Source organism: Clostridium omnivorum, assembly GCF_026012015.1.
GTDB classification, from domain to species: domain Bacteria; phylum Bacillota; class Clostridia; order Clostridiales; family Clostridiaceae; genus Clostridium_AX; species Clostridium_AX omnivorum.
Window position 1 is genome coordinate 421698 of record NZ_BRXR01000001.1, and the last position, 21409, is coordinate 443106.

The 21409-nt window shown below is 32.9% G+C and carries 16 protein-coding genes; all 16 read right to left on the reverse strand.

The window, feature by feature from the left end:
* Positions 1-38: 38 nt before the first annotated feature.
* Positions 39-1946, reverse strand: coding sequence for an acyl-CoA dehydrogenase family protein (locus tag bsdE14_RS01920; RefSeq protein ID WP_264848239.1), 1908 nt, complete (start codon positions 1944-1946; stop codon positions 39-41).
* A gap of 394 nt (positions 1947-2340) precedes the next feature.
* Positions 2341-3015: a response regulator gene (locus bsdE14_RS01925; RefSeq protein ID WP_264848241.1), complete on the reverse strand. Its 675-nt coding sequence runs from the start codon at positions 3013-3015 to the stop codon at positions 2341-2343.
* A complete protein-coding gene (locus tag bsdE14_RS01930; RefSeq protein ID WP_264848242.1) occupies positions 3012-4619 on the reverse strand; it encodes an ATP-binding protein in 1608 nt (535 codons plus the stop codon). Before bsdE14_RS01930 ends, bsdE14_RS01925 begins: the two co-directional genes overlap by 4 nt.
* 243 nt (positions 4620-4862) lie before the next feature.
* Positions 4863-5834 (reverse strand): 2-keto-3-deoxygluconate permease, encoded by a 972-nt coding sequence (locus bsdE14_RS01935; protein ID WP_264848243.1) that lies wholly within the window; start codon positions 5832-5834, stop codon positions 4863-4865.
* A gap of 60 nt (positions 5835-5894) precedes the next feature.
* Complete coding sequence (locus tag bsdE14_RS01940; RefSeq protein WP_264848244.1) at positions 5895-7067, reverse strand: NAD(P)-dependent malic enzyme; 1173 nt, start codon at positions 7065-7067, stop codon at positions 5895-5897.
* Positions 7068-7305: 238 nt separating this feature from the next.
* Positions 7306-9159: an ABC transporter ATP-binding protein gene (locus bsdE14_RS01945; RefSeq protein ID WP_264848245.1), complete on the reverse strand. Its 1854-nt coding sequence runs from the start codon at positions 9157-9159 to the stop codon at positions 7306-7308.
* A gap of 3 nt (positions 9160-9162) precedes the next feature.
* Positions 9163-10881 carry an ABC transporter ATP-binding protein gene (locus bsdE14_RS01950; protein WP_264852203.1) on the reverse strand — a complete coding sequence of 573 codons (1719 nt, stop codon included), beginning with the start codon at positions 10879-10881 and terminating at the stop codon, positions 9163-9165.
* Between the two features lie 210 nt (positions 10882-11091).
* Positions 11092-11454, reverse strand: a complete 363-nt coding sequence (locus bsdE14_RS01955) for a response regulator (RefSeq protein WP_264848246.1) — start codon at positions 11452-11454, stop codon at positions 11092-11094.
* 59 nt (positions 11455-11513) lie between these two features.
* Entirely contained in the window at positions 11514-14351 is a 2838-nt protein-coding gene (locus bsdE14_RS01960; protein ID WP_264848247.1) for a response regulator, read from the reverse strand.
* 17 nt (positions 14352-14368) lie between these two features.
* Positions 14369-15439 (reverse strand): HD-GYP domain-containing protein, encoded by a 1071-nt coding sequence (locus tag bsdE14_RS01965; RefSeq protein ID WP_264848248.1) that lies wholly within the window; start codon positions 15437-15439, stop codon positions 14369-14371.
* A 216-nt stretch (positions 15440-15655) separates the two neighbouring features.
* Complete coding sequence (locus tag bsdE14_RS01970; RefSeq protein ID WP_264848249.1) at positions 15656-16213, reverse strand: hypothetical protein; 558 nt, start codon at positions 16211-16213, stop codon at positions 15656-15658.
* Positions 16214-16377: 164 nt separating this feature from the next.
* Positions 16378-17343, reverse strand: coding sequence for a polyprenyl synthetase family protein (locus bsdE14_RS01975; protein ID WP_264848250.1), 966 nt, complete (start codon positions 17341-17343; stop codon positions 16378-16380).
* A 4-nt stretch (positions 17344-17347) separates the two neighbouring features.
* Positions 17348-17878 carry a Gx transporter family protein gene (locus bsdE14_RS01980; protein WP_264848251.1) on the reverse strand — a complete coding sequence of 177 codons (531 nt, stop codon included), beginning with the start codon at positions 17876-17878 and terminating at the stop codon, positions 17348-17350.
* A gap of 10 nt (positions 17879-17888) precedes the next feature.
* The gene (locus bsdE14_RS01985) at positions 17889-18299 is read right to left on the reverse strand and encodes a NusG domain II-containing protein (RefSeq protein ID WP_264848252.1); all 411 of its coding nucleotides are present in this window, start codon (positions 18297-18299) and stop codon (positions 17889-17891) included.
* Between the two features lie 6 nt (positions 18300-18305).
* Positions 18306-20186 (reverse strand): FAD-dependent oxidoreductase, encoded by a 1881-nt coding sequence (locus bsdE14_RS01990; protein WP_264848253.1) that lies wholly within the window; start codon positions 20184-20186, stop codon positions 18306-18308.
* Positions 20187-20438: 252 nt separating this feature from the next.
* Positions 20439-21377 (reverse strand): 1,4-dihydroxy-2-naphthoate polyprenyltransferase, encoded by a 939-nt coding sequence (menA, locus tag bsdE14_RS01995; protein WP_435382406.1) that lies wholly within the window; start codon positions 21375-21377, stop codon positions 20439-20441.
* Positions 21378-21409: the final 32 nt, after the last annotated feature.

Consider the following 21409-nt stretch of genomic DNA (forward strand, 5'->3'; position numbering starts at 1 on the left):
AAGAAACATTTTATTTAATCTAATTTCCTCAATAATTATTAGACTTCAATAAACATATCTTTGCCTTCTCCGCAGGCAGGACAAGTCCATTCCTCTGGTAAACTTTCAAAAGGTGTACCGGGCATTACCTCTCCTTCTGGATCACCAATACTTGGGTTATATTCATATCCACAACCGTTGCATACATGATATTTAAAGCTAGGAGCTACTTTCTTTGGAACTGCTCTCTTCATCTTTTTCATTGGAGGAGCATCCTTTTTAGTGTCACCATTATCCAATGCAGCTGTTAGCAGTGGAAGTATCTCCATTAAATCTCCAACTATTCCGTAATCAGCATTTTTAAAAATCTTAGCATTTGCATCAATATTGATAGCAACTATTGTAGTAGCATCCTTTATACCTTTTAAATGCTGCCCTGCCCCTGAAATACCGCAAGCTATATAAAGATTTCCTTTAAATTTTTGACCAGACATACCTACATAGCGATTTATAGGCACATACTTTAGTGTTTCAGCAACAGGACGGGATGAACCTATAGCTGCCCCAGCCTGAACTGCCAAAGCTTCGATGAGTTTCATGTTTTCCTTTTCACCTATTCCTTGGCCTGCACTAACTACTCTATCCGCTTTGCTTATAGGCGTATCTAAAGGAATCCCAACTGTAAAATCATATCCTTCTGACTTCAATGCTTCTACAAGAGAATTAACTCTTTCTTCAGGAGTTCCATTATTAAAAATAACCTTCTTTCTATAACCAGTAGCAGGTCCACTCTTAGTTACTTTGCTTATATGTTCTGTCTTAGGCATTTTTCCTATTATGTTTGCAGCAATAACCACTCTCTGAATCTCATTAGTTCCTTCATATATTGTGCAAATCTTAGCATCCCTATAGGCGCGTTCAACTTCCATACCTTTTAGATAGCCACTTCCACCAAATATTTGAAGGGCATCATTGACAATTTCAAGGCATACATCAGAAGTATACTGCTTAGCCATGGCAGCTTCCATACCATAATGTTCATGATTTTCTTTTAGCTCGGCTGCACTGTAGACAAGTAACCTAGCCGCTCTAAGCTTTGTAGCCATATCAGCCAACTTAAAAGAAATCACCTGTTGCTGGCAGATAGGCTTGCCAAACTGGACTCTTTCTTTTGAATACTCTAATGCATTTTCATAAGCTCCTTGTGCAATACCAAGGGCTTGAGCAGCAATACCAATACGACCACCATCTAATGTTGACATTGCAATCTTGAAACCATCTCCCTCTTTGCCTAACAAGTTTTCCTTAGGTACTTTAACATTGTTGAAAATTAGTTCTGCAGTAACAGAGGAACGAATGCCCATTTTATCGTAATGCTGTCCAAAGCTAAAGCCCTCCCAGCCCTTTTCAACAATAAAAGCGCTTATGCCACGTGTACCTATATCAGGGGTAGTAACAGCGAAAACTATATAGATATCTGCCTCTCCTCCATTTGTTATAAATATCTTCCCGCCATTTAGAATATAATAATCACCTTCTAATACAGCAGTGGTTTCAGTACCTCCAGCATCACTGCCTGCATTTTCCTCAGTAAGGCCAAAAGCTCCAATTTTCTCCCCATTTGCTAGTGGAATTAAGTATCTTTGCTTTTGCTCTTCAGTTCCATAGGCGTAAATTGGATATGAACCTAAAGATGTATGTGCAGAAAGAATTACTCCAGTACCTCCATCTACTCTTGATAACTCTTCTACCGCTATTGCGTAGCTTATTATATCTAATCCAGCACCACCGTACTCCTTAGGATAAGGTAGCCCCATCATTCCCATATGTGCCAATTTTTTAACTGCTTCTGAAGGAAATTTGCTTTCCTGGTCTAACATAAATGCAATTGGTTTAACTTCCTCTTCAGCAAACTGTCTTATTTTAGCTCTTAGATTTTCATGTTGTTCTGTAGTTTTAAAAAACATAAATACACCTCCATGAATTAAACGTCTTCATTAATACCTCAATAGAATATATTACATCATATAAAATTCTAGTACTAAGTAACTCATCAACCTCCCCCTATAATTCATTAAATAAATATCTTTTTAAGTGTTTTCTGAACGTCATTATTTACATCTATATAATTATTATATACATGTAATAATTATATAGATGTAATGATTACATAGTTAATTATACTACCTAATAGTAATTATTACAATAAATCTTGTAATAATTTTCTAATATTTATCCATAAGTAAAATTCCCGCAAGTGTGAACAGTATGTAATATATTTCAAATAAAAAAACCTCAACTTAATTGTTGAGGATTTCACTTTTCAAATGCTGCACCTTATTTTAAAAATGCTATTCAATATTATATTTTATAATATTTATACTGAGGCCTTCCAACCTTTCCGTATTCAACCAACTTGTCAATTTTATTTTCTTTTTCCATGAATTCAAGATATCTTCTCACAGTTACTCTTGCAATTCCTAATTTTTCTGCTAGTTCTTCAGCTGTAAAGTCATTATAACTTTTTTTCTCTATCTCATCCCAAATGGCTCTATAAGTATATTTATTAAGGCCCTTTGTAAAATCATCTTCCTTTTCAGAAAAGTTTGAACTAGCCTTTAACTTGTCTAATTCCTTTTGCTCTATTACGTCATTTTTCTTAAATTTATAATACCTCTCTTTAAATTGAAGAAGTGCTTCTTTAAATCTTTCAAAACTAAAGGGCTTTATTAGATAATCAATAATCCCATATCTAAAAGCTTCTTGAATTCTATCGATAGATTTATCTGCTGTTATCAATATGATATCTATATCCATTTCTTGAGCTCTTATCCACTTTAAAAAATCAATTCCATTTTCCTTAGGAAGGTAAACATCAAGCAATATCAAGTCAGGCTTTTTAGTGGATATTACTTTTTTTGCATCTTCAAGGTTTGAAACTGCTTTATGCAAAACAAACCCTTCTACTCTTTCTAAAAATTTAGAATTTATCTCTCTAACCATAGGGTCATCTTCAACAATGATTACTTGGATCAAGCTTTTTCCTCCTCCATTTTCATTGGTATAGTTATATCCCATTGAATGCCTTCATTAGCATCAAAGCTTATCATTCCATTAAAATCATCTATTATTTTCTTTACAATATACATACCATGACCACGTTGTCCTTCCTTTGTTGAAAATCCCTGCTCGTATATTTTCTCCCTATATTCCAATGGAATTCCACTGCCGTTATCTTTCACTTCTATATTTAAGAATTTCTCATCTTGTATTATTTTTAAATATATCAAACCAGTACCATCATTTTTCACTTCATCAAGAGAATTTTCTATTAAATTTCCAATTACTGATACAATCTCTTCAGAGGTCATATAATCAGGTAACTTATTAAGTTTTGAATTTACATCTATTTTTAGCTTGACTCTACACTCTTCAGCTTTATTGTATTTAGCAAGCAGCAAAGCTGATAGCGAAACATCCTTTATATTTTCTGTTAAAATATTACTTATATTACTTCTTATTTTAGCTACATCAGATATAAACTGTAGAGCTTCTTCATATTCTTCTAATTGAATAAGCCCCGCTATAGTGTGAAGCTTATTCATAAATTCATGGTTCTGAGCTCTTAAGGACCATGCCATCTTTTTAACGCCTGTGAGCTCTTCTGCTAATCTTGTAACCTCTGTTTTATCTCTAAAACTAGCAATAGCTCCTACAATCTTTCCTCTATTTTTTATAGGAATTCTATTAGTCATTATTATAGTATTATTTATCCTTTGCTCTTCTTCAAATTCAGCTTCTCCAGTTTCTAATACGTTTATCATGCGTGTATTTGGAATAACATCCTCTATATTCCTTCCTATGATAAGCTCTTTATTAACAGTATTTTCATAGTGTAATATTTTTAAAGCCGAATCATTAATAAGTGTAATTCTCCCTTTAAGGTCAACAGCTACCAGCCCTTCATGAATTGCACCAATAATCCCCATCTTTTCATTATAAAGTTTTGTTATTTCCTCAGGCTCAAGTCCAAGTAAGGTGTTTTTTACGTTATTGGCTAATATAATTGCACCTATTATTCCTACCAAAAGGCCTCCAAGACCTATGAAAATTATATACAATATTGCTTTATGCTTAGCAATTTCAATACTGTGTGTAAGAGTACCTACTGAAACGAAGCCTATCTCTTTTTTATTTACTTCATCATATATTGGAGTAAATGCTCTCAAGGATTTTCCCAGTGTTCCCGTAGCCTCAGAAATATATGTTTCTCCCATTTGAACTACCCTACTCTCATCCCCTCCTACAAACTTTTTTCCTATCATTTCAGGGTTTGGATGAGAATATCTAATACCTTCACTGTCTGCTACAGTGATATACTCAACTTGTTCTAAATTCTTAAGCTGCAGATTTACATAAGAGTTGATACTTCGATTAGGATCCTTCATATTGAGTGCATCTATTACTTCTTTAGAATGAGCTATCATCTCAGCTGTATTCATAATATTTGTTCTTGCCTTACTTTCAATATTTTCGGTGATCCACGAGGCGACAAACGAAATTATTATAGATATAGAAACAAATACTACTGTGATTATCAAAAGTGTAAGCTTTGTTTGCAGCTTCATTGCCTTTTTCAACCTAACCACCTCAACATTAATATGTGCAAATCTATTTTTATAATTAAAAAACTTTAAAAACACGGAATCATAGAAGAACATGCATACTGAAGGATCACTATAGGAATGAATACCTCAACCCTATTATATAACACTTCTCTCACTATTGTCTTCCACTTTTCCGTGTTTATTTTAATGTCTATCTAATGTACCTTATTTGGCCTTAAGCATAGGCTGGATTAAAACAATAAGGATTATTTTTTATCATGCAGCTGCCTCATTGTTAAGTTTTTTTGTTTTTCTATTACTAAGCCATTTATATGCATAAGTAACAATAAAGGGGCACAGGATAGCGGATACTACACATGCTGCTGCTACTTGCGCTGTGGCCATTGTTGCTACAACAGCTAATGTTGGATCTGCTGCTGCAACAGCAGCTGGTGTGGCTACAGCATTTCCTGCGGTTGACCCTGTTGCAAGTCCAATTACAGGCTCTTCTTTAAATAATTTTAGTAAAGCAAAAGCTCCTATTCCAGTAAAGGCAGCTATTACTCCAAGTAATATACCAGGTCCTCCTGCTTTTACAATAGTGTTTAAGTTCATTCCTGCTCCTAGTGGGAATGAGAAGAATGGAATTAATAACATTTTACTACTTCCAAGGAATTTTCTCATATCAGGATCAATATTTCCTAAAATCATTCCTATTACTATTGGAACCATTACTGCTACAAGTGCCATAAAAGGAACTTGTGCAAGCCCAGATGCACCTAACGCAACTAATGTGAAAAATGGACCATCTTTCAAAGACAATAAAGCATAAGCCCCTACATCAGTTTCATCACCATACTGTGAAGCAAGAGATGCATATAATCCCCCATTACAGTTTGTCAATGCTGCAAGGATTGCCAGCGGTGATAACCCTAATACTCCAGCAGGTCCAAAAACTTTTCCTACAAATATACCAATACCAGCACCTACTATAAATTTACCTGATATTAATATTGCACCCTTTTTTAATGCTTTTGGTGCCAATTTGAAATTAATTTGTGAACCAATCAAAAACATAAAACAAGCTAAAATTGTTGATGATGCCGTAGAACTGAATAATGCTGTTGTAAAGCCGCCAATCTTTAAAACTTGAGGGCAAAAAGTATTAACTAATACCCCTAAAAAAAGTGGAACAACCATCATACCGCCTGGAATTTTATCAAGTGTTTTCTTAATTGGAATTTGCATTTTTATCCCTCCATTTTTTTATTTTAGATGCTTGCAATATTCTGCAAGCACCTATTTGTTTTATACTCTTGCTGCACCGCTTTTTCTTGCTGCCTCTTTTATTGCTTCAGCCACATTAGCTGCAACAGTTCTGTCTAACGCATATGGAATTACATTATTGTCATTTAAGTCTTCATCCTTTATCATTGAAGCAATAGCATACGCTGCTGCTATTTTCATTTCTTCATTAATTTCCTTCGCCCTAACATCTAAAGCCCCTCTGAATATTCCCGGAAAAGCTAAAACGTTATTAACTTGGTTTGGAAAATCCGAGCGTCCTGTACCTATTACTCTTGCTCCTGCTGCTTTTGCATCATCTGGCATTATTTCCGGGGTTGGATTTGCCATAGCAAATAATATAGAATCCTTATTCATAGTTCTTACCATTTCCTGAGTTACAATTCCCGGTGCAGATACCCCTATAAATACATCAGCACCTACTAGTGCATCAGCTAAAGTACCCTTGATATTATCTAGGTTTGTAATCTTAGCCAGTTCTTTCTTAGCCTCGTCCACATTTTCTATTCCCTTATAAAGAATCCCCACCTTATCACAAGCAATTAAATTCTTTACTCCAGAAGATAATAGCAACTTAGCAATTGCAGTTCCTGCTGCTCCAGCACCATTTACTACAACCTTAATATCCTCTATTTTCTTTTCTACAACCTTTAGTGCATTTATAAGTCCTGCTAACACAACTATGGCAGTTCCGTGCTGATCGTCATGAAACACTGGTATATCAAGTTCCTTCTTTAATCTTTCTTCAACTTCAAAGCATCTTGGTGCACCAATATCCTCTAAATTTATTCCTCCAAAACCAGGGGCTATAAGCTTAACAGCTTTTACTATCTCATCTACATTCTTAGTATCTAAGCAAATAGGAAAGGCATCTACATCAGCAAACTCTTTGAATAAGATAGCTTTACCTTCCATTACCGGAAGTCCTGCCATTGGTCCTATATCTCCAAGTCCCAATACTGCAGTTCCATCAGTTACTACTGCAACTAGGTTTCCTTTTGAAGTATACTTGTACACGTTTTCTTTATTTTCATGTATTTTTCTGCAAGGTTCTGCAACCCCTGGTGTATACGCTAAACTCAAGTCATCTCTTGTATTAACTGCTACCTTTGATGTTACATTGATCTTTCCAACCTTTTCTTCATGTAACTTCAAACTCTCTTCAAAATAATTCATTTATGCTCCCATCCCTTCACCTTTTAAATTTGCCTTTGTAGTCGTTTTCTATGAATAAATAATAGCATCACACTTTAACTATTAGAATATTTTAAACTTTAAAAACATATTATGGTCATAAAGAACATTTTGTTATATCTTTAACAAATTCTGCGATGTTTTTATGAAAATAAAAGAAGATGGTACAAAACAACTAAAATCATTTTGTACCATCTTCTCTACATTCTCACATATTAATTTATGCACCACTCGGTAATCTACCCATTTGGCTAATAACCATTTCATAATAGTGCCCTTTTTTCTCCATAAGAGTCTTATGATTTCCTATCTCTAATATCTGTCCATTGCCGATTACCATAATATGATCAGCATCCCTAATAGTAGACAAGCGATGAGCAATCAAAAAGCTAGTGCGATTCTTCATTAAACTTAAAAATGCTCGCTGAATATCTTTTTCTGTTTTTGTGTCAACGCTGCTGGTTGCTTCATCTAAAATTAAGATAGGGCTATCACAAAGCACGGCTCTTGCAATTGCAATAAGTTGACGTTGTCCCTGACTTAGATTATCTGCTGCGCCAGATACCATTGTATAATATCCTTTTGGCAGCTTATCAATAAAATCGTGAGCATGAGCTATTTTAGCAGCTTTTATTACCTGCTCATCTGTCGCATCATTTTGTGAGTAGCGAATATTATCCATTATTGTACCAGTAAAAAGGCAAGTGTCCTGCAGTACAACAGAAAAACATTTTCTAAGGCTATTGCGTTTTATATTCGTAATTGGCTCATTATCAATTAATATTCTTCCACTGTCAGCATCATAAAAACGAGTGAGTAGATTAACAATAGTGGTTTTTCCTGCGCCAGTTTCACCTACTAAAGCTACTACCTCTCCTGCCTTAACATTAAAGCTTACATCCTTCAATATTGGTGTGGCTTTATTGTATGAGAAGCATACATTTTCAAAAGAAACATCTCCATTTGGATGCTCCATATAAATAGCATTTTCAGAATCAGCAGGCTCCTCCTTGCTGTCTAATATTTCAAAAACTCGTTCCGCTCCTGCAAGTGCTGACTGAATTGTATTAAACATTCCTGCAACAGAGTTAAGCGGCTGTGCAAATTGCTTAGAATAACTTAAAAAACTTACTACTGTACCAATTGCTAGTCCATAACCAACAGATAGTATACCACCTACAAAAGCAACAATTGTAAAAGTTAAATTATTAATAACATTCATAAGAGGCATCATATATCCAGACCATATTTGTGCCTTAGTACTGCTTTCGTTTAGCTTTTCATTGATAGCTTTAAACTGCTTTAACACATCCTGCTGCTTTCCAAAAGCTTTAACCATTTTAAGTCCTAATATATTTTCCTCAATTACACCATTTAATGAACCAAGGCTTCTCTGTTGTTCTAAGAAATAAACACGGCTTCTAGATGCAATTGTACGAGTTAAAATAGTTACAAGCGGTATACATAGTAAAACAACTAAAGTTAGCGGCACATTCAGCATTATCATTACAGCAAAAGAACCAGCTAAAGTTAAAACACTCGATATTAATTGTGTTGTAGTCTGTGCAATAGTAGAACTGATATTATCCACATCATTTGTAATTCTACTCATTGTATCACCATGCGAACGTGTATCATAAAATTCCAATGGAAGTACTTGCATCTTCTCAAAAAATTCGGTACGCAAAACAAATACTAGCTTTTGTGAAACCTTAAGCATAACAACTCCATTTATGCATGAAATAAGCCAGTTCACTGCATACAAAACTGCAATTATTAGCAAAAGCCTCATTAGGGCTTTTGTATCCACTACCCTGGTGGCAATTTTAAATGTATTAAAGGTTTTTCCCACAAAATATGGTATAGCAACAGAAATTACAGAAGAAAAAACTGTGAGCAGCATAGCCAAAAATATTGTTTTTGCAAAGCGCATATATATCCTTATAATACGCATTAGCGTACCCTTAGCATTTTTAGGCTTTGCGGTTGGTTTAAATCGGTTTGCACCGCCCCCTACTGGCCTTCCATTCATAGATGGTACTTTTACATCCGACGAAGAAAATTGTCCAGCCATTACTTACGCCTCCTTACTGCTTTCTATTTGTGTCTTGTAAATATCTCTGTATATTTCACAATCCCTCATAAGCTGATCGTGTGTACCATAGCCAACCTTTACACCATTATCCATAACTAAAATTTTATCCGCAAACATGGCCGTGCCACAGCGCTGTGTAATAGTAATTAAGGTTTGACCTTTTGCTTTAGAATTTAGGCTTTCTCTCACTTTAGCCTCAGTAACCGCATCTAAAGCACTAGTTGCATCATCTAATATAAGTATTGAAGCATTTTTAATTATTCCCCGTGCTATAGAAATACGCTGCTTTTGTCCACCAGAAACATTGACTGCAGCACTACCTAAAAGACTTTCATACCCTTTGCTCATATTCTCTATAAAATCAGCTTGTGCTTTATGTGCAGAAAGGTGAATCATTTCATCAGTGGCCTTATTATTTCCCCAACGGATATTTTCCTCGATAGTGCCTGAAAAAAGCATAGGTTTTTGCGGAACAATAGCAATATTATGACGCACTGAATCAATACTCAATTCTTTAATATCATAACCATTAACAAGTATTCTCCCACTATTCACATCATAAAAACGTAGTAACAGCCACGCAATAGTAGATTTTCCACTCCCTGTTGGTCCTATTATAGCCAAACTTTCTCCGCTTTTAATAGAAAAGGATAAATCCTTTAAAGCTGGTACACCGCTTCCATTAGGATATGCAAATACAACACTATTAAATTCAATATCACCATTTAATTCTTTTATTTCACCACTGTCAGTAAAATCTTCATCACAATCAAGTACTTCCTTAATTCGAGCTGTAGAAGCCTTTGTCCTTACAAAGGTATTAAATATATTAGTTATCATAATTAAAGATGTTAGAATTTGCGCCATATAAATTGTAAATGCTGATATGTCACCTGGTTTTGCCTGGTTCAAGGAAAACATCCTGCTTCCAATTAGAATTACTATTACTGTACCTATTCCAACAGTAAGTGTCATCAGTGGAGATACTAAGGTAATAACTATTTGTGAAGAAATACCCTTTTGCATTAGTTCTGCATTTGCATTTTCAAATTTGTCAGTTTCCTTATCATAAGTACCAAAGGCTTTAACCAAACGCACTCCGATTAAATACTCTTGCACAACTAAATTTACCTTATCCATAGCCTTTTGTAATTTATAATATCGTGGATAGCTAAGTTTCATGCTTATAATAATAAGTATGGCAACTATTGCAACTATACCATATATAATAAGACTAAGTCTAAAATTAAGAATACTTGCCAGTATTATACTTCCGATGCAAGTAATAGGTGCTTTCATAAAAATTCTCATAATTCCGTTCACAAATTGTACAACTTGTGAGGTGTCATTTGTCATTCTGGTAATAAGAGACCCACTTTCAATTTTATCTATGCTTTGTTCTGAGAAGCACACAATTTTTTCAAATAAATCATATCTTAAATCTGCTCCCATACGCTGCGATACATTACTAGCTAAAATATTTCTAATAACTGCAAAGCATGCACCAATAGCTGTAACTAGAAGCATTAGACCTCCCCAATAATACACCTTGGAAAGCTGTCCCTGGTCAATGCCTGAATTTATAATATTTGACATAAGTGTAGGTCCAAGCAAATCACAAACCGCCTCAAGTGCCACGCAAAAAACGGCTACTAAAAATGGAAGTTTATATTTTTTAAAATATTTACCATATACATTCATATTTATTAAACCTTTCTTTTGCTTTAATTTTCTTTCCACATCATATTATAACTCTTTGTTATTTTGAAATGTCAACTTTTATATATATAATCTTCTTCCAAAAAACACTACCGCCTACAATCAGCTATTTAGCCATCTGGAGGCGGTAGTTCTTTTTTCTCAAAAGTAAAATTCAGTTAAGTAAACAATAAATAACAAATATGTATTATACTAATTACATTCTTCTAATGTCTTCATCAATATTTTAGTATCAATAGGTTTTTTAATATAGTTCTTTGCTCCAAGTCCAATACATTTTTCTTTAACTTCTTCGTGTCCTATTGCTGATGCAATAATTACTGCTGTTTCAGAATTAATATTAATCATATCAGTAAGCACATCCATACCTTCCATAGCGGATTCAGATATGTTCAAATCTAAAATTACAATATTAGGATTTTCACTTTTAAATATTTCCATTGCATCTTCCTTACCTGATGCTTCAAGAATAGAATAGGAGCCTCCCTTTTCAATAACCTTTTTCACAAACTTTCTCATGTAGGAAGAATTATCAACAATTAATACCTTTTTCATCTTATAAACCCCTTTATTATCTTATTTTTCAGAACTTAATTACTGATCATTAAGTATATCTACTGACATAAATCTTTTATCTGAATAAAAAGACTGATGCATTCATCTAATTCTTGCTTTTTAGCTGCTTCTTCAAGCTTTATTGCTAGCTCATATATAGAAACAATCCTTAGAGTTCCAGAGGAACCTTTTAACTCATGAGTCACCTTTGCTAATTTATTAAAATCCCTTTTGTCAATAGACTCACTTATACCTGAAAATAAATCTGGCATTGCCTTTATATAGTCTTCTAAAATTTCCCTTGCATCTTCTTTGTCAAGACCAGTTTCTCTAACAAGGTTATCAATATTATTATCTATTATGCTGTTATAATTGTCCATACTTTTTCTTTCTTTTGTATTTTCTTCTATCATATTAAACATAATTTCAAAGTTAATTGGCTTACTAATGTAATAATCCATTCCTGCTTCAATACACTTTTCAGAATCACCTTCCATAGCATTAGCAGTCATAGCAATAATCGTAGTATGCTTTTTATCTCCTTCAATCAGTCTTATCTTAGATGTGCATTCATATCCGTCCATTACAGGCATTTGACAATCCATAAAAACAATATCATACTCTTTTTCTGATAATGCTTTTAATGCTTCGCTGCCATTTACCGCCACATCACAAGTCATGCTTCTAGTTTTAAGCATATTTATAACAATTTTACGGTTCATTTTATTATCTTCAACTAGTAAAATTCTTGGCTTTAAGCAATCTTTAACTGTATTTTTAATTATAATTTGCTCCTCTTTATATTCTTTTTTAAGCCCCATCACAAGGGCAATACTATCAAGTAAGTCGTGTTTTCTAACGGGCTTTGCTAAATATGCTGCAAAACCATACTCCTTTAAAATCTCAGAATCCACCTTTTGATTTACAGGAGTTAGAAGTATAAGCTTAACCTCCTTTGTAGAAGGTATTGTTTTCAAAGCTGTAGCAAGCTCATACCCGCTCATATCCGTCATTTGAGAATCAATGACTGCAATACTTATTTTATTTTTTGTATTTGAATTTGAAAGAATTGCGGTAATAGCACTATTTCCATCCTTTGCTTCTATCACATTAAGCTTAGTTCCTTGAAAATAGGAACTAACACTCTTTCTATTATTATCATTATCATCTACAATCAAAATATTGATATCATTAAGCTTTTCAAATATAAATTTATAATCTGCTGCTCTTTTTGTAACCTTCAATTTGATATTAAATTTAAAAGTAGACCCTTGTCCATATATACTATCAACACTAATCACTCCGCCCATCATTTTTACCAGTTCATTAGATATGGCAAGTCCAAGTCCAGTTCCACCGTACTTTCTAGTTGTGGAAGCATCCGCTTGACTAAATGATTGAAAGATTGTATCCATATGTTCCCTTCGAATTCCAATTCCAGTGTCTTTTACTTCAAAATTAAGGTTAGCGATACCATTATTATCTTCCAAGCAGTCAACTATAACTGAAATCTCACCCTTTTTGGTAAATTTAACTGCATTACTTATGAGATTATTTAATATCTGTCTAAGTCTTGATGGGTCTCCAATAACCTCCTCTGGAACTCCTTCATTAATCAATGTACAAATTTCCAAGTTTTTTTCTGCAGCTTTAGGAGCAAGCAGTGAAACAGCATCTTCGATAGTAGTTCTCAAGTTAAATTTAATTTTTTCCATAGCAAGCTTTTTAGCTTCAATCTTTGAAAAATCCAATATATCATTAATAATATGCAATAATATATCTGAAGCTGATTTCGCTTCTCTAATAAATTCCCTTTGCTCTGAAGACAATTGAGTTAGCTCCAAAAGCTGAAGAAATCCAAATATACCATTAAGCGGTGTTCTTATTTCATGAGACATATTAGCTAGAAACTGACTTTTTGCTATATTAGCTGCTTCAGCTAGCTCTTTAGCCTTGTAAAGCTCAGTTTCTGTTTTTCTTTGCTCTGTAATATCTTCAGCAGTACAAATAAGATATTTAATATTATCAGCTGCATCCCTTTGTGGCTTACTTTTGATTTGAAGTAATCTATTTTCACCTTTTGAGTTTTTGATTTCTAGTTCTATTTCTGCAGGTTCATTCTTTTGAAATAGCTTCCAATTAACTTTAGCCAACTTATTTGCAGTATCAATATCATATACATCATATAAGTCTTGATATTCTATATCACTTTTTCTCTTTCCGAAAAATTCTGCATGAGCTTCATTAACAGTTTCATAAGAAGTAACATTACTTAAAGCCCAAATCTGTGATTGGGAGTTATCAAGTAAAATAGCTTGTCCCTTAACTGTTGCTTCGTACGCCTTTAACTTTTCAATCTTATTTCTTGTATGTGCAAAAGACATTGATACTTCTTTTAAAATTTGAATTTGGTTATCTTCCCAGGTTATTGTCCTTGTTAGGCTTTCGTAGCCTACAAATCCAATTAATCCATTTTCATTTTTCAGCGGAATTATAATAGAAGCCTTTATTCCTTCTGCATAAAAGCTCTCTGCTTCAAATATTGCTTCTGGCGGTAGCTCTTTCACATCATTTATAGCAACATACTCACCATTCTTAATTGCACGGATTAGCCATGGAAGAGCATACACAACCTCCTCTTCCTTATTATCTCTTTTAGGTCTTATGCCTTCCTTATTCCATTGACAATCTATCTGCATAAAGCTGGGATCTTTAGAAAAGTAATATATGTAAATTCTATCAAAATCAAATATCACTCCAATTTCATTAAGCGTCCTTTTTAACTCACTTTGATAATTAGCTTCATCTACATTAATAAATTTTTTAATAGTTTTATGGATTAATTTTATATAACCATTGGAATAGCTTAAATTAATTTCTATGTCCTTACCACTCATAAAATTCCTCCCAAATCTTAAAGTTCACAAGTTTCTATTATAAAAAGAGTTAGTTCTTTCAATAAATCAACTTCGTAGGGTTCTGAAAGTAAATTTCCCAGTTTATCGTATACAACTCTTACCACAGGGCGAGTAGGCATTGAGTTATTCTGTTTTACTACTAAACCTTTTTCCTTTGAGTTTAAAAGAACACAGCTTCCTGTTGGAAATGCAGCTATGTTCATGGTAAACTTTTTCACCATATCATCATCGAAGTAAACATTACTCATACCAACTAGATATTCGATAATTTCTGATACAGTCTTGCGCTCCTCATTATCTCTTCCAGATATCATATTATCAAACACATCACATATTGATACCATCTTAGCAATTTGATTTATTTCATCACCATGTAATTTCAGAGGATATCCACTACCATCACTTCTCTCATGATGCATTAATGCCGCAACCTTAACTTGTGCACTCCAAACGTGCTGTTTTCCTAACAATTCATAACCAGCCTTTGGATGGTTAAATTTAATATATTCGTTTAATTCACTCTTAGTTTTAAACTGTGATAAAAGCTCCCTATCATTCATAATTTTTATCTTACCAATATCATGCATCAATGCTCCAGTAGCTACATCTTTAAGCTTAGAAACATTGTATCCCATATGTGTTCCTATTATAGTTGCCAATACACTAACATTTACCGAATGTGAGTATATATTGTTATCACTTGCACTTATTTGTGCAACATTTAATAATACATTTTTATTTGATATTACATCCTCAAGTATTGAATCTACGGAATTCATGACACTGCTGTCATAGGTTTTTCCTTCTCGACAATATCCTTCAATCATTTGCTTAACAGCTTTTTTACTCATTTGTCTTGTTTTTTCAGAAATTGTCTCTTCAATAACTACATCTTTTGATATTTCATCGTCAATATATACTGAGCTAATCCCAATTTCTTTTATTTTATCAATATAAAAAGAGTTTAATTTTACTCCAGCATTAAGTAAAACTCTACCAAATTCATCATAAATCTGCCTTCCAAGAATTTCATCTCCCTTTAAGTTAGAGACACCTACAACTCTCATTTAAATTTTTTACCTCCAAAACGGCCATTCTTTTTTAATATATTACCATACTGCAGTACTTTTTACTACATAAAAGTATAGATACCAACAAGAAATAACAGGTATTATGCTTAGATTATCGTTTTAAAGTAATTATTATTTAAAAAATATTGAAATAAAACACAACCGCCTGTAAGCAGCTTATTAAGCCACCTACAGGCGGTTATTTAACAAATATTATTTCTGAACTTCTTGCTTTCCAGTTACAGATGAAGTACCATCCATCTTAAATCCAGCTTTAGCAGCATCATCTTTAAAGTAGATGTTTCCATCAACCTTAGCATCAACTAATTGGAAATCATTAGTTTCTACATATACATCACCTTTGAATGTTCCATGTTGAATGCTAGCTTGTGGGCTCTTTATTGTTATCTTTGGAGCTGTTAATGTAAATCTAGCTGTTACATTACGCTTATCATCTTGAGTATAAAGAGCTATCTTTCTTTGAATAAGTTCTTTACCAGCGTTATCCTTCTTACCATTCTTAAATTCGCCTTCTAATACTAGGTCCTTATTAACTGTAATGTCTTTTGTAGCAGCAATAATCCATTTTCCATCTTTGCCTAAAGACTTAGCGAATACTTCTGGATCGCTTGTTACTGATGCTGATGCTGTTGCATCTGTTTTTGTATTATTTGCTGGAGCCTTTGATGCAGTATTTTCCTTTGCACCACATCCAGCTAGTAATACTGCTGTTGCCATAATTGTTGATAATACTAATGCTTTAATTTTCATTAGAAAATCCCCCCTATATAATTTTTTTTGGGTTTATTATAACATAATGATTAAAAATAACATGTTAATGCTATATTTTATCATTATGATTATATACAAATAATTAGAAGTATATATTTAATGCATAAACAAACTTTAAACTCCAAATTGAGTTTATATTCTATTTAATAAAATCTTACTAATAGCTTTTCTGTAGTCCTTAATAAGATATTTGTATTTTCACCTTCTGGTAATGTACCAATCAATTTAAAAGCTCTATTAGTGTATTTTTCAGCTAATTCTCTAGCCTTTTCAATACCACCAGAATCTCTTACTATATTATTTATCTCTCTAAGATCCCTTTCATCAAGAGTATTCTTATCAAGAATGTCTGATAATCTTTGATTTTTTTTCTCAAGTACATATATTAATGGTAATGTATAGATACCCTGTTTTATATCGTTACCTACTGACTTACCAAGCGCTGTTTCATCACTTGTATAATCTAAAATATCATCAATTATTTGGAATGCCATACCTATATCATGTCCGATGTTAGAAAGCCTTTTGCAAAGTTTGTCATCGCAACCGCTCCCCATAGCACCACTATAAAAACTTAAAGAAAAGAGTTCTGCAGTCTTTGAGGATATTCTTTTTAAATATCTTCTTACTGATACCTTTTTATTGTATTTAGACGAAAATTGCTCTATTTCACCCATACATATTCTAGACATAACATTTGAGTCTACATTGATACCTTTTAATGTAGAATGCTCAGATAAAATTTTAAAACATCTTGTGAACAAAAAATCTCCTATATAAACCGCATAGCCTTTGCCATATTTAGCCTGAATGGTTTCAGTGCCTCTTCTCAGTTCTGAATTATCTATTATATCATCATGAACTAAAGTAGCCATATGAAGCATCTCAAGTACTGCTGCTAAAGGATAAATTTCTTCTTCTTTAAAGTTTCCAAATCTTGCAGCAATAATCAAAAACGCTGGTCTAAGAAGCTTGCCACCTGAATTTATGAGCTCTAAAATTGCATTTTCCACAAGCTTTTCTTTGCACTTAATGCTTTTCTTCATTATTCTAGTAACTTCTTCTAAATCACTTTTCATAACTGGATACTCATTCCAAAAATTATCCATCTAATCACCCTTTATAGTCAAATAGTTTAGTAGTTGCATATATTCTATTAAAATGGCTTAAAACATATCTAGAAGTTAAACCAACAAAAATACCAGTTCCTATTCCTGACATTGTTAAAACAGGAAGGTATAAGCTTATATTTATATTTTGAAGTATCAAAGCAGCTATGGTGATTTGACCTATATTATGAAAAACTGCCCCTGCGGCGCTAACACCTATTACACTTACATTATCTTTGCCTACTCTTTTTACAACTATCATTATAATGAAGCTAAACAATGCCCCTGCAATGCTATATAATAAACTAGATATACTTCCACCAAACATAGATGCAAGCAGTAACCTAACCATAATAACTAGGAGAGTATCTTTTTCACCAAAGGAATAAAGTGATACAACAGTCACAATATTGGCGAGGCCAAGTTTTGCACCTGGTGTTATAAATGGTACTGGTATCATAGATTCAACTATATAAAGCACAAGAGCTTGTGCTACAAGTAATGATAAGAATACCAACTTTTTAGTTTTTATCATTTAAATCACCTTAAAAGGATTGTTCATCCGTCTCCTGTTTTCCTTCACCTATTACTCTCACAACTACTTTATGTGGTAAACATACTATAGATTCTCCAACCTTGCTGATAGCATGAGCTTTTACACATATTTTGTCATGGCAGTCTGCATCAATTACTTTAACTTGCCCATTATTTATCTCAACAACATTTTCCCCAAATTCATTCTTAATAGTATATGTGGCTTTTTCAGAATCTTTTTCCAGAGGAAGTTTTTTGAACAACTTCCCCTGAGAATAAATTTCAACATATACACTGTCATGTTTATTAATATTGCTAATAAACATGACTCCTTCAGGAATGATTGAGATTATAATTAAGGCAGCTATTATGATTACATCCCATTTTTTCATTATTGCCTCTTTATTGCTTCTTTTTATCATCTATTTCTAAAGTGAAGCTGTGGTCCCATTATTATATAATGGTTTTTGTTTTCCAAGCCAGAAATTACCTAGATGCTTCCCTAACCAAGGCATTACAAAGTAATCAAGCCCAAATGATCTTCCAGCACCAGCCATAAGAGCTATTGCTCCAAAGAAATACCAAAGTATATCAAATCCTGCCATAGCTGATAAAACAAAATTAACAACTAAGAATGCTGAAGCTGCACTTGCAAGCCATGTAAATAATCCTGCTAGAAGACATAAACCTATACCCATTTCTGTACATACAACAATTCTTTGGAACCATACTGCAACTTCAGGATTTGGTATTAGAACCTTCATAATAGCGCTAAAAAATCCTGGCATATGATTTAACATTGGAGAAGGAAAAGCAGCAGGTGCTGTAACAGAGGCACTTGCTGTACCATCTGCAGAAACATATAGCCATTCAAAAGGCATTTTAACATTTCCATTTAAAAACCAGCTATCTGATCCTATTCCATTAAATACTTTGTGAAGTCCTGAAGCTTTTGTCCAAGTGTCTTCACCAATTAACTTCTTTAGTCCTTCTAAAAACCACATAGAACCTATATATAATCTTAAAGGAATTAGCCAAAATGATGGAGACTTAGCTGATAAATGTCCTCCTAGCATTGAACGTCTTTCCTTAATATCAAAGAATTCATGGAATAAGTACCTAAATATTAGATAAAAGCCGCCAATTCCAAATAAATAGTGCAGATTTACTATATGCTTCATAGCTGTAGCAAAGAATCCTGAAAGCTTCATACCACCTACATCTGCAACTGCATAATGGCTGCCTATAGAAACCATAAAACCGTGATAATTTGATTTAAAAGCTTTCTTTGAAGTTTTTTCAATATCTGCAATAATATTATGTGCTGCAGTTTCTGCAGTTTGAAGAGCCGCTTCAACTATTTGAGGTAATCCCTTAGATTTTCCTTCTTCTAAGAAAGCAGCATCCCCTACAATATAAACATCTTCATGGTTAATTGCTTGCATGAATTCATTAGTGTTTACTCTTCCTCGATTATTGACAGATAATCCATCTATTTTTGAAGCAAAGGAATTTCCCTGTACTCCACATGTCCAAATTAATGTTCTTGTAGAAATTGTTCTTCCATCTTTTAGCCTTACTTCATCTGCAGTAACTTCTGTAATAGCAGAATTCTTTAGTATCTCAACTTTATGTTTAATCATATACTTTTCTGCTTTTAAGGCCATTTTATCATCTAAGATATTAAGAATATTACCTAATGCTTCAACAACCATTAGTTTTACATCATTTTGATCTACATTATATTCTCTGCAAAGCTTCTTTTTCCATTCAATAAGCTCACCAAGCATCTCTATACCAGTAAAGCCAGCACCTGCTACAGCAAATGTAAGCATAGCTTGTCTCTTTTTAGGATTTCTTTCTTTGCTTGCAAGCTTAAACATATTTTCAATGTGATGTCTTATTTTAAGAGCGTCTTCAAGTGCCCAAAGAGAAAATCCATGTTCCTTAACTCCTGGAACTCCAAAATATGCAGGTTCACTTCCAGTACCTAAAATTAAATAATCATAATTATATTTACCAAACTCTGTAGTTAAAACTTTATCGTTAATATTTACATCACTCACTTCTTCAGTGATAATATTAACCTTTGATTTATAGAAAATCTTTCTTAAATCAACTTGTACTGAATCTGGTTCTACTCTTCCACCAGCTACCTCATGTAATTCGGTCATTAGTGTATGAATAGGGCTTCTGTCAATCAATGTAATTTCTACGTCATTATTTTTTTTATATTTTTTACTTAAAACTTTGGCAGCTTGTACTCCACCATAACCTGCACCTAAAATGACAATATTAGTTTTTGACACTTCCTAACACCCCTTTTTCTGATTTTAAACCTTTAGAATAATATATCTTAAATCATTGCTAGAAAAACGTTTTCGCGCCAAGTCTTTCCCATAATCTCAGTTATAAAATAACTTTATTAATATAATTAATTCCTAGGCTTGTCTCTTTGTTTGTAAATTTTTTAACAATACAAAGCGTAGTTAATCATGAACAAATCTTTGTAAAACTACACTAATTTAATATAATATTATTATAAAAAAAAGTATACTAAATTAATGTAATATTATTGCCCTAATACCTATTATAATAATTTGTGAAGCGTTTATCAAGACAAAATTTTTAATTGCTACTATAAAGTTCTCACTTTTTACTGGTTTTTTTTCAAAAAGTTTAATGTTTTTATATACAGTTTTAAAAGTTAGAAATATAAGTAATGATTCTAGTGGGAGAACTTTAAACAGCACAAGCACTAATATATCAAAATAACTAATATAATACAATGATTTAAAAAGTTTTAATGCCATTGGTTTTCCTATATAATATGGTAAAGTAAATCTATTATTTTGAATATCCTCTTCTACATCACAAATGTTATTAGCAAGCATTATATTAGCTATGCAGCAAATAGCCGGTATGGAGACTAGAAAAATAATAATAATTTCTATAACATTAATGCTGATGCTTAAAATATTACTTTTGTATGCAAATATTATTATATTAGTGTTATAAATATGAACGTATACTGATAAAAATAAAATTATGAACCCCATAAAAAATCCTGAAAAAGCTTCTCCTAAAGGCATTCTTGAAATTGGGATAGGTCCAAAGGTGTAAAATATTCCTACAACAAAGGAAACTATTCCTATTAACAATACTATTATATTCGTATTCAAGGTTAGTATAACTCCAGCCGTGATTGCAATTGTAATCAATATAAAAATTATAAGCAGCACTTTTGACTGGTTTATCCCATATTTATGGGTTAAGCTATTTTCAGCTGAATTATTCTTAGCTTTTGTATGGTCAATATAATTGTTTATTGCTGTTGTAGCCATATCAAAAGTAAGTAACGAAATGAACATTACTATAAAATTTGCTAAGCTAAAACTTTTATATCGGTATAAAGCATAAAAAGTCCCTAAAAAGAATGGAATCATACTAGCTAATTTAGTTTTTATCTCAACTAATTCAAAAAACTTGTTTACTTTCAACTTTATCACCCCTTTCATTATTTTTAAGCTTA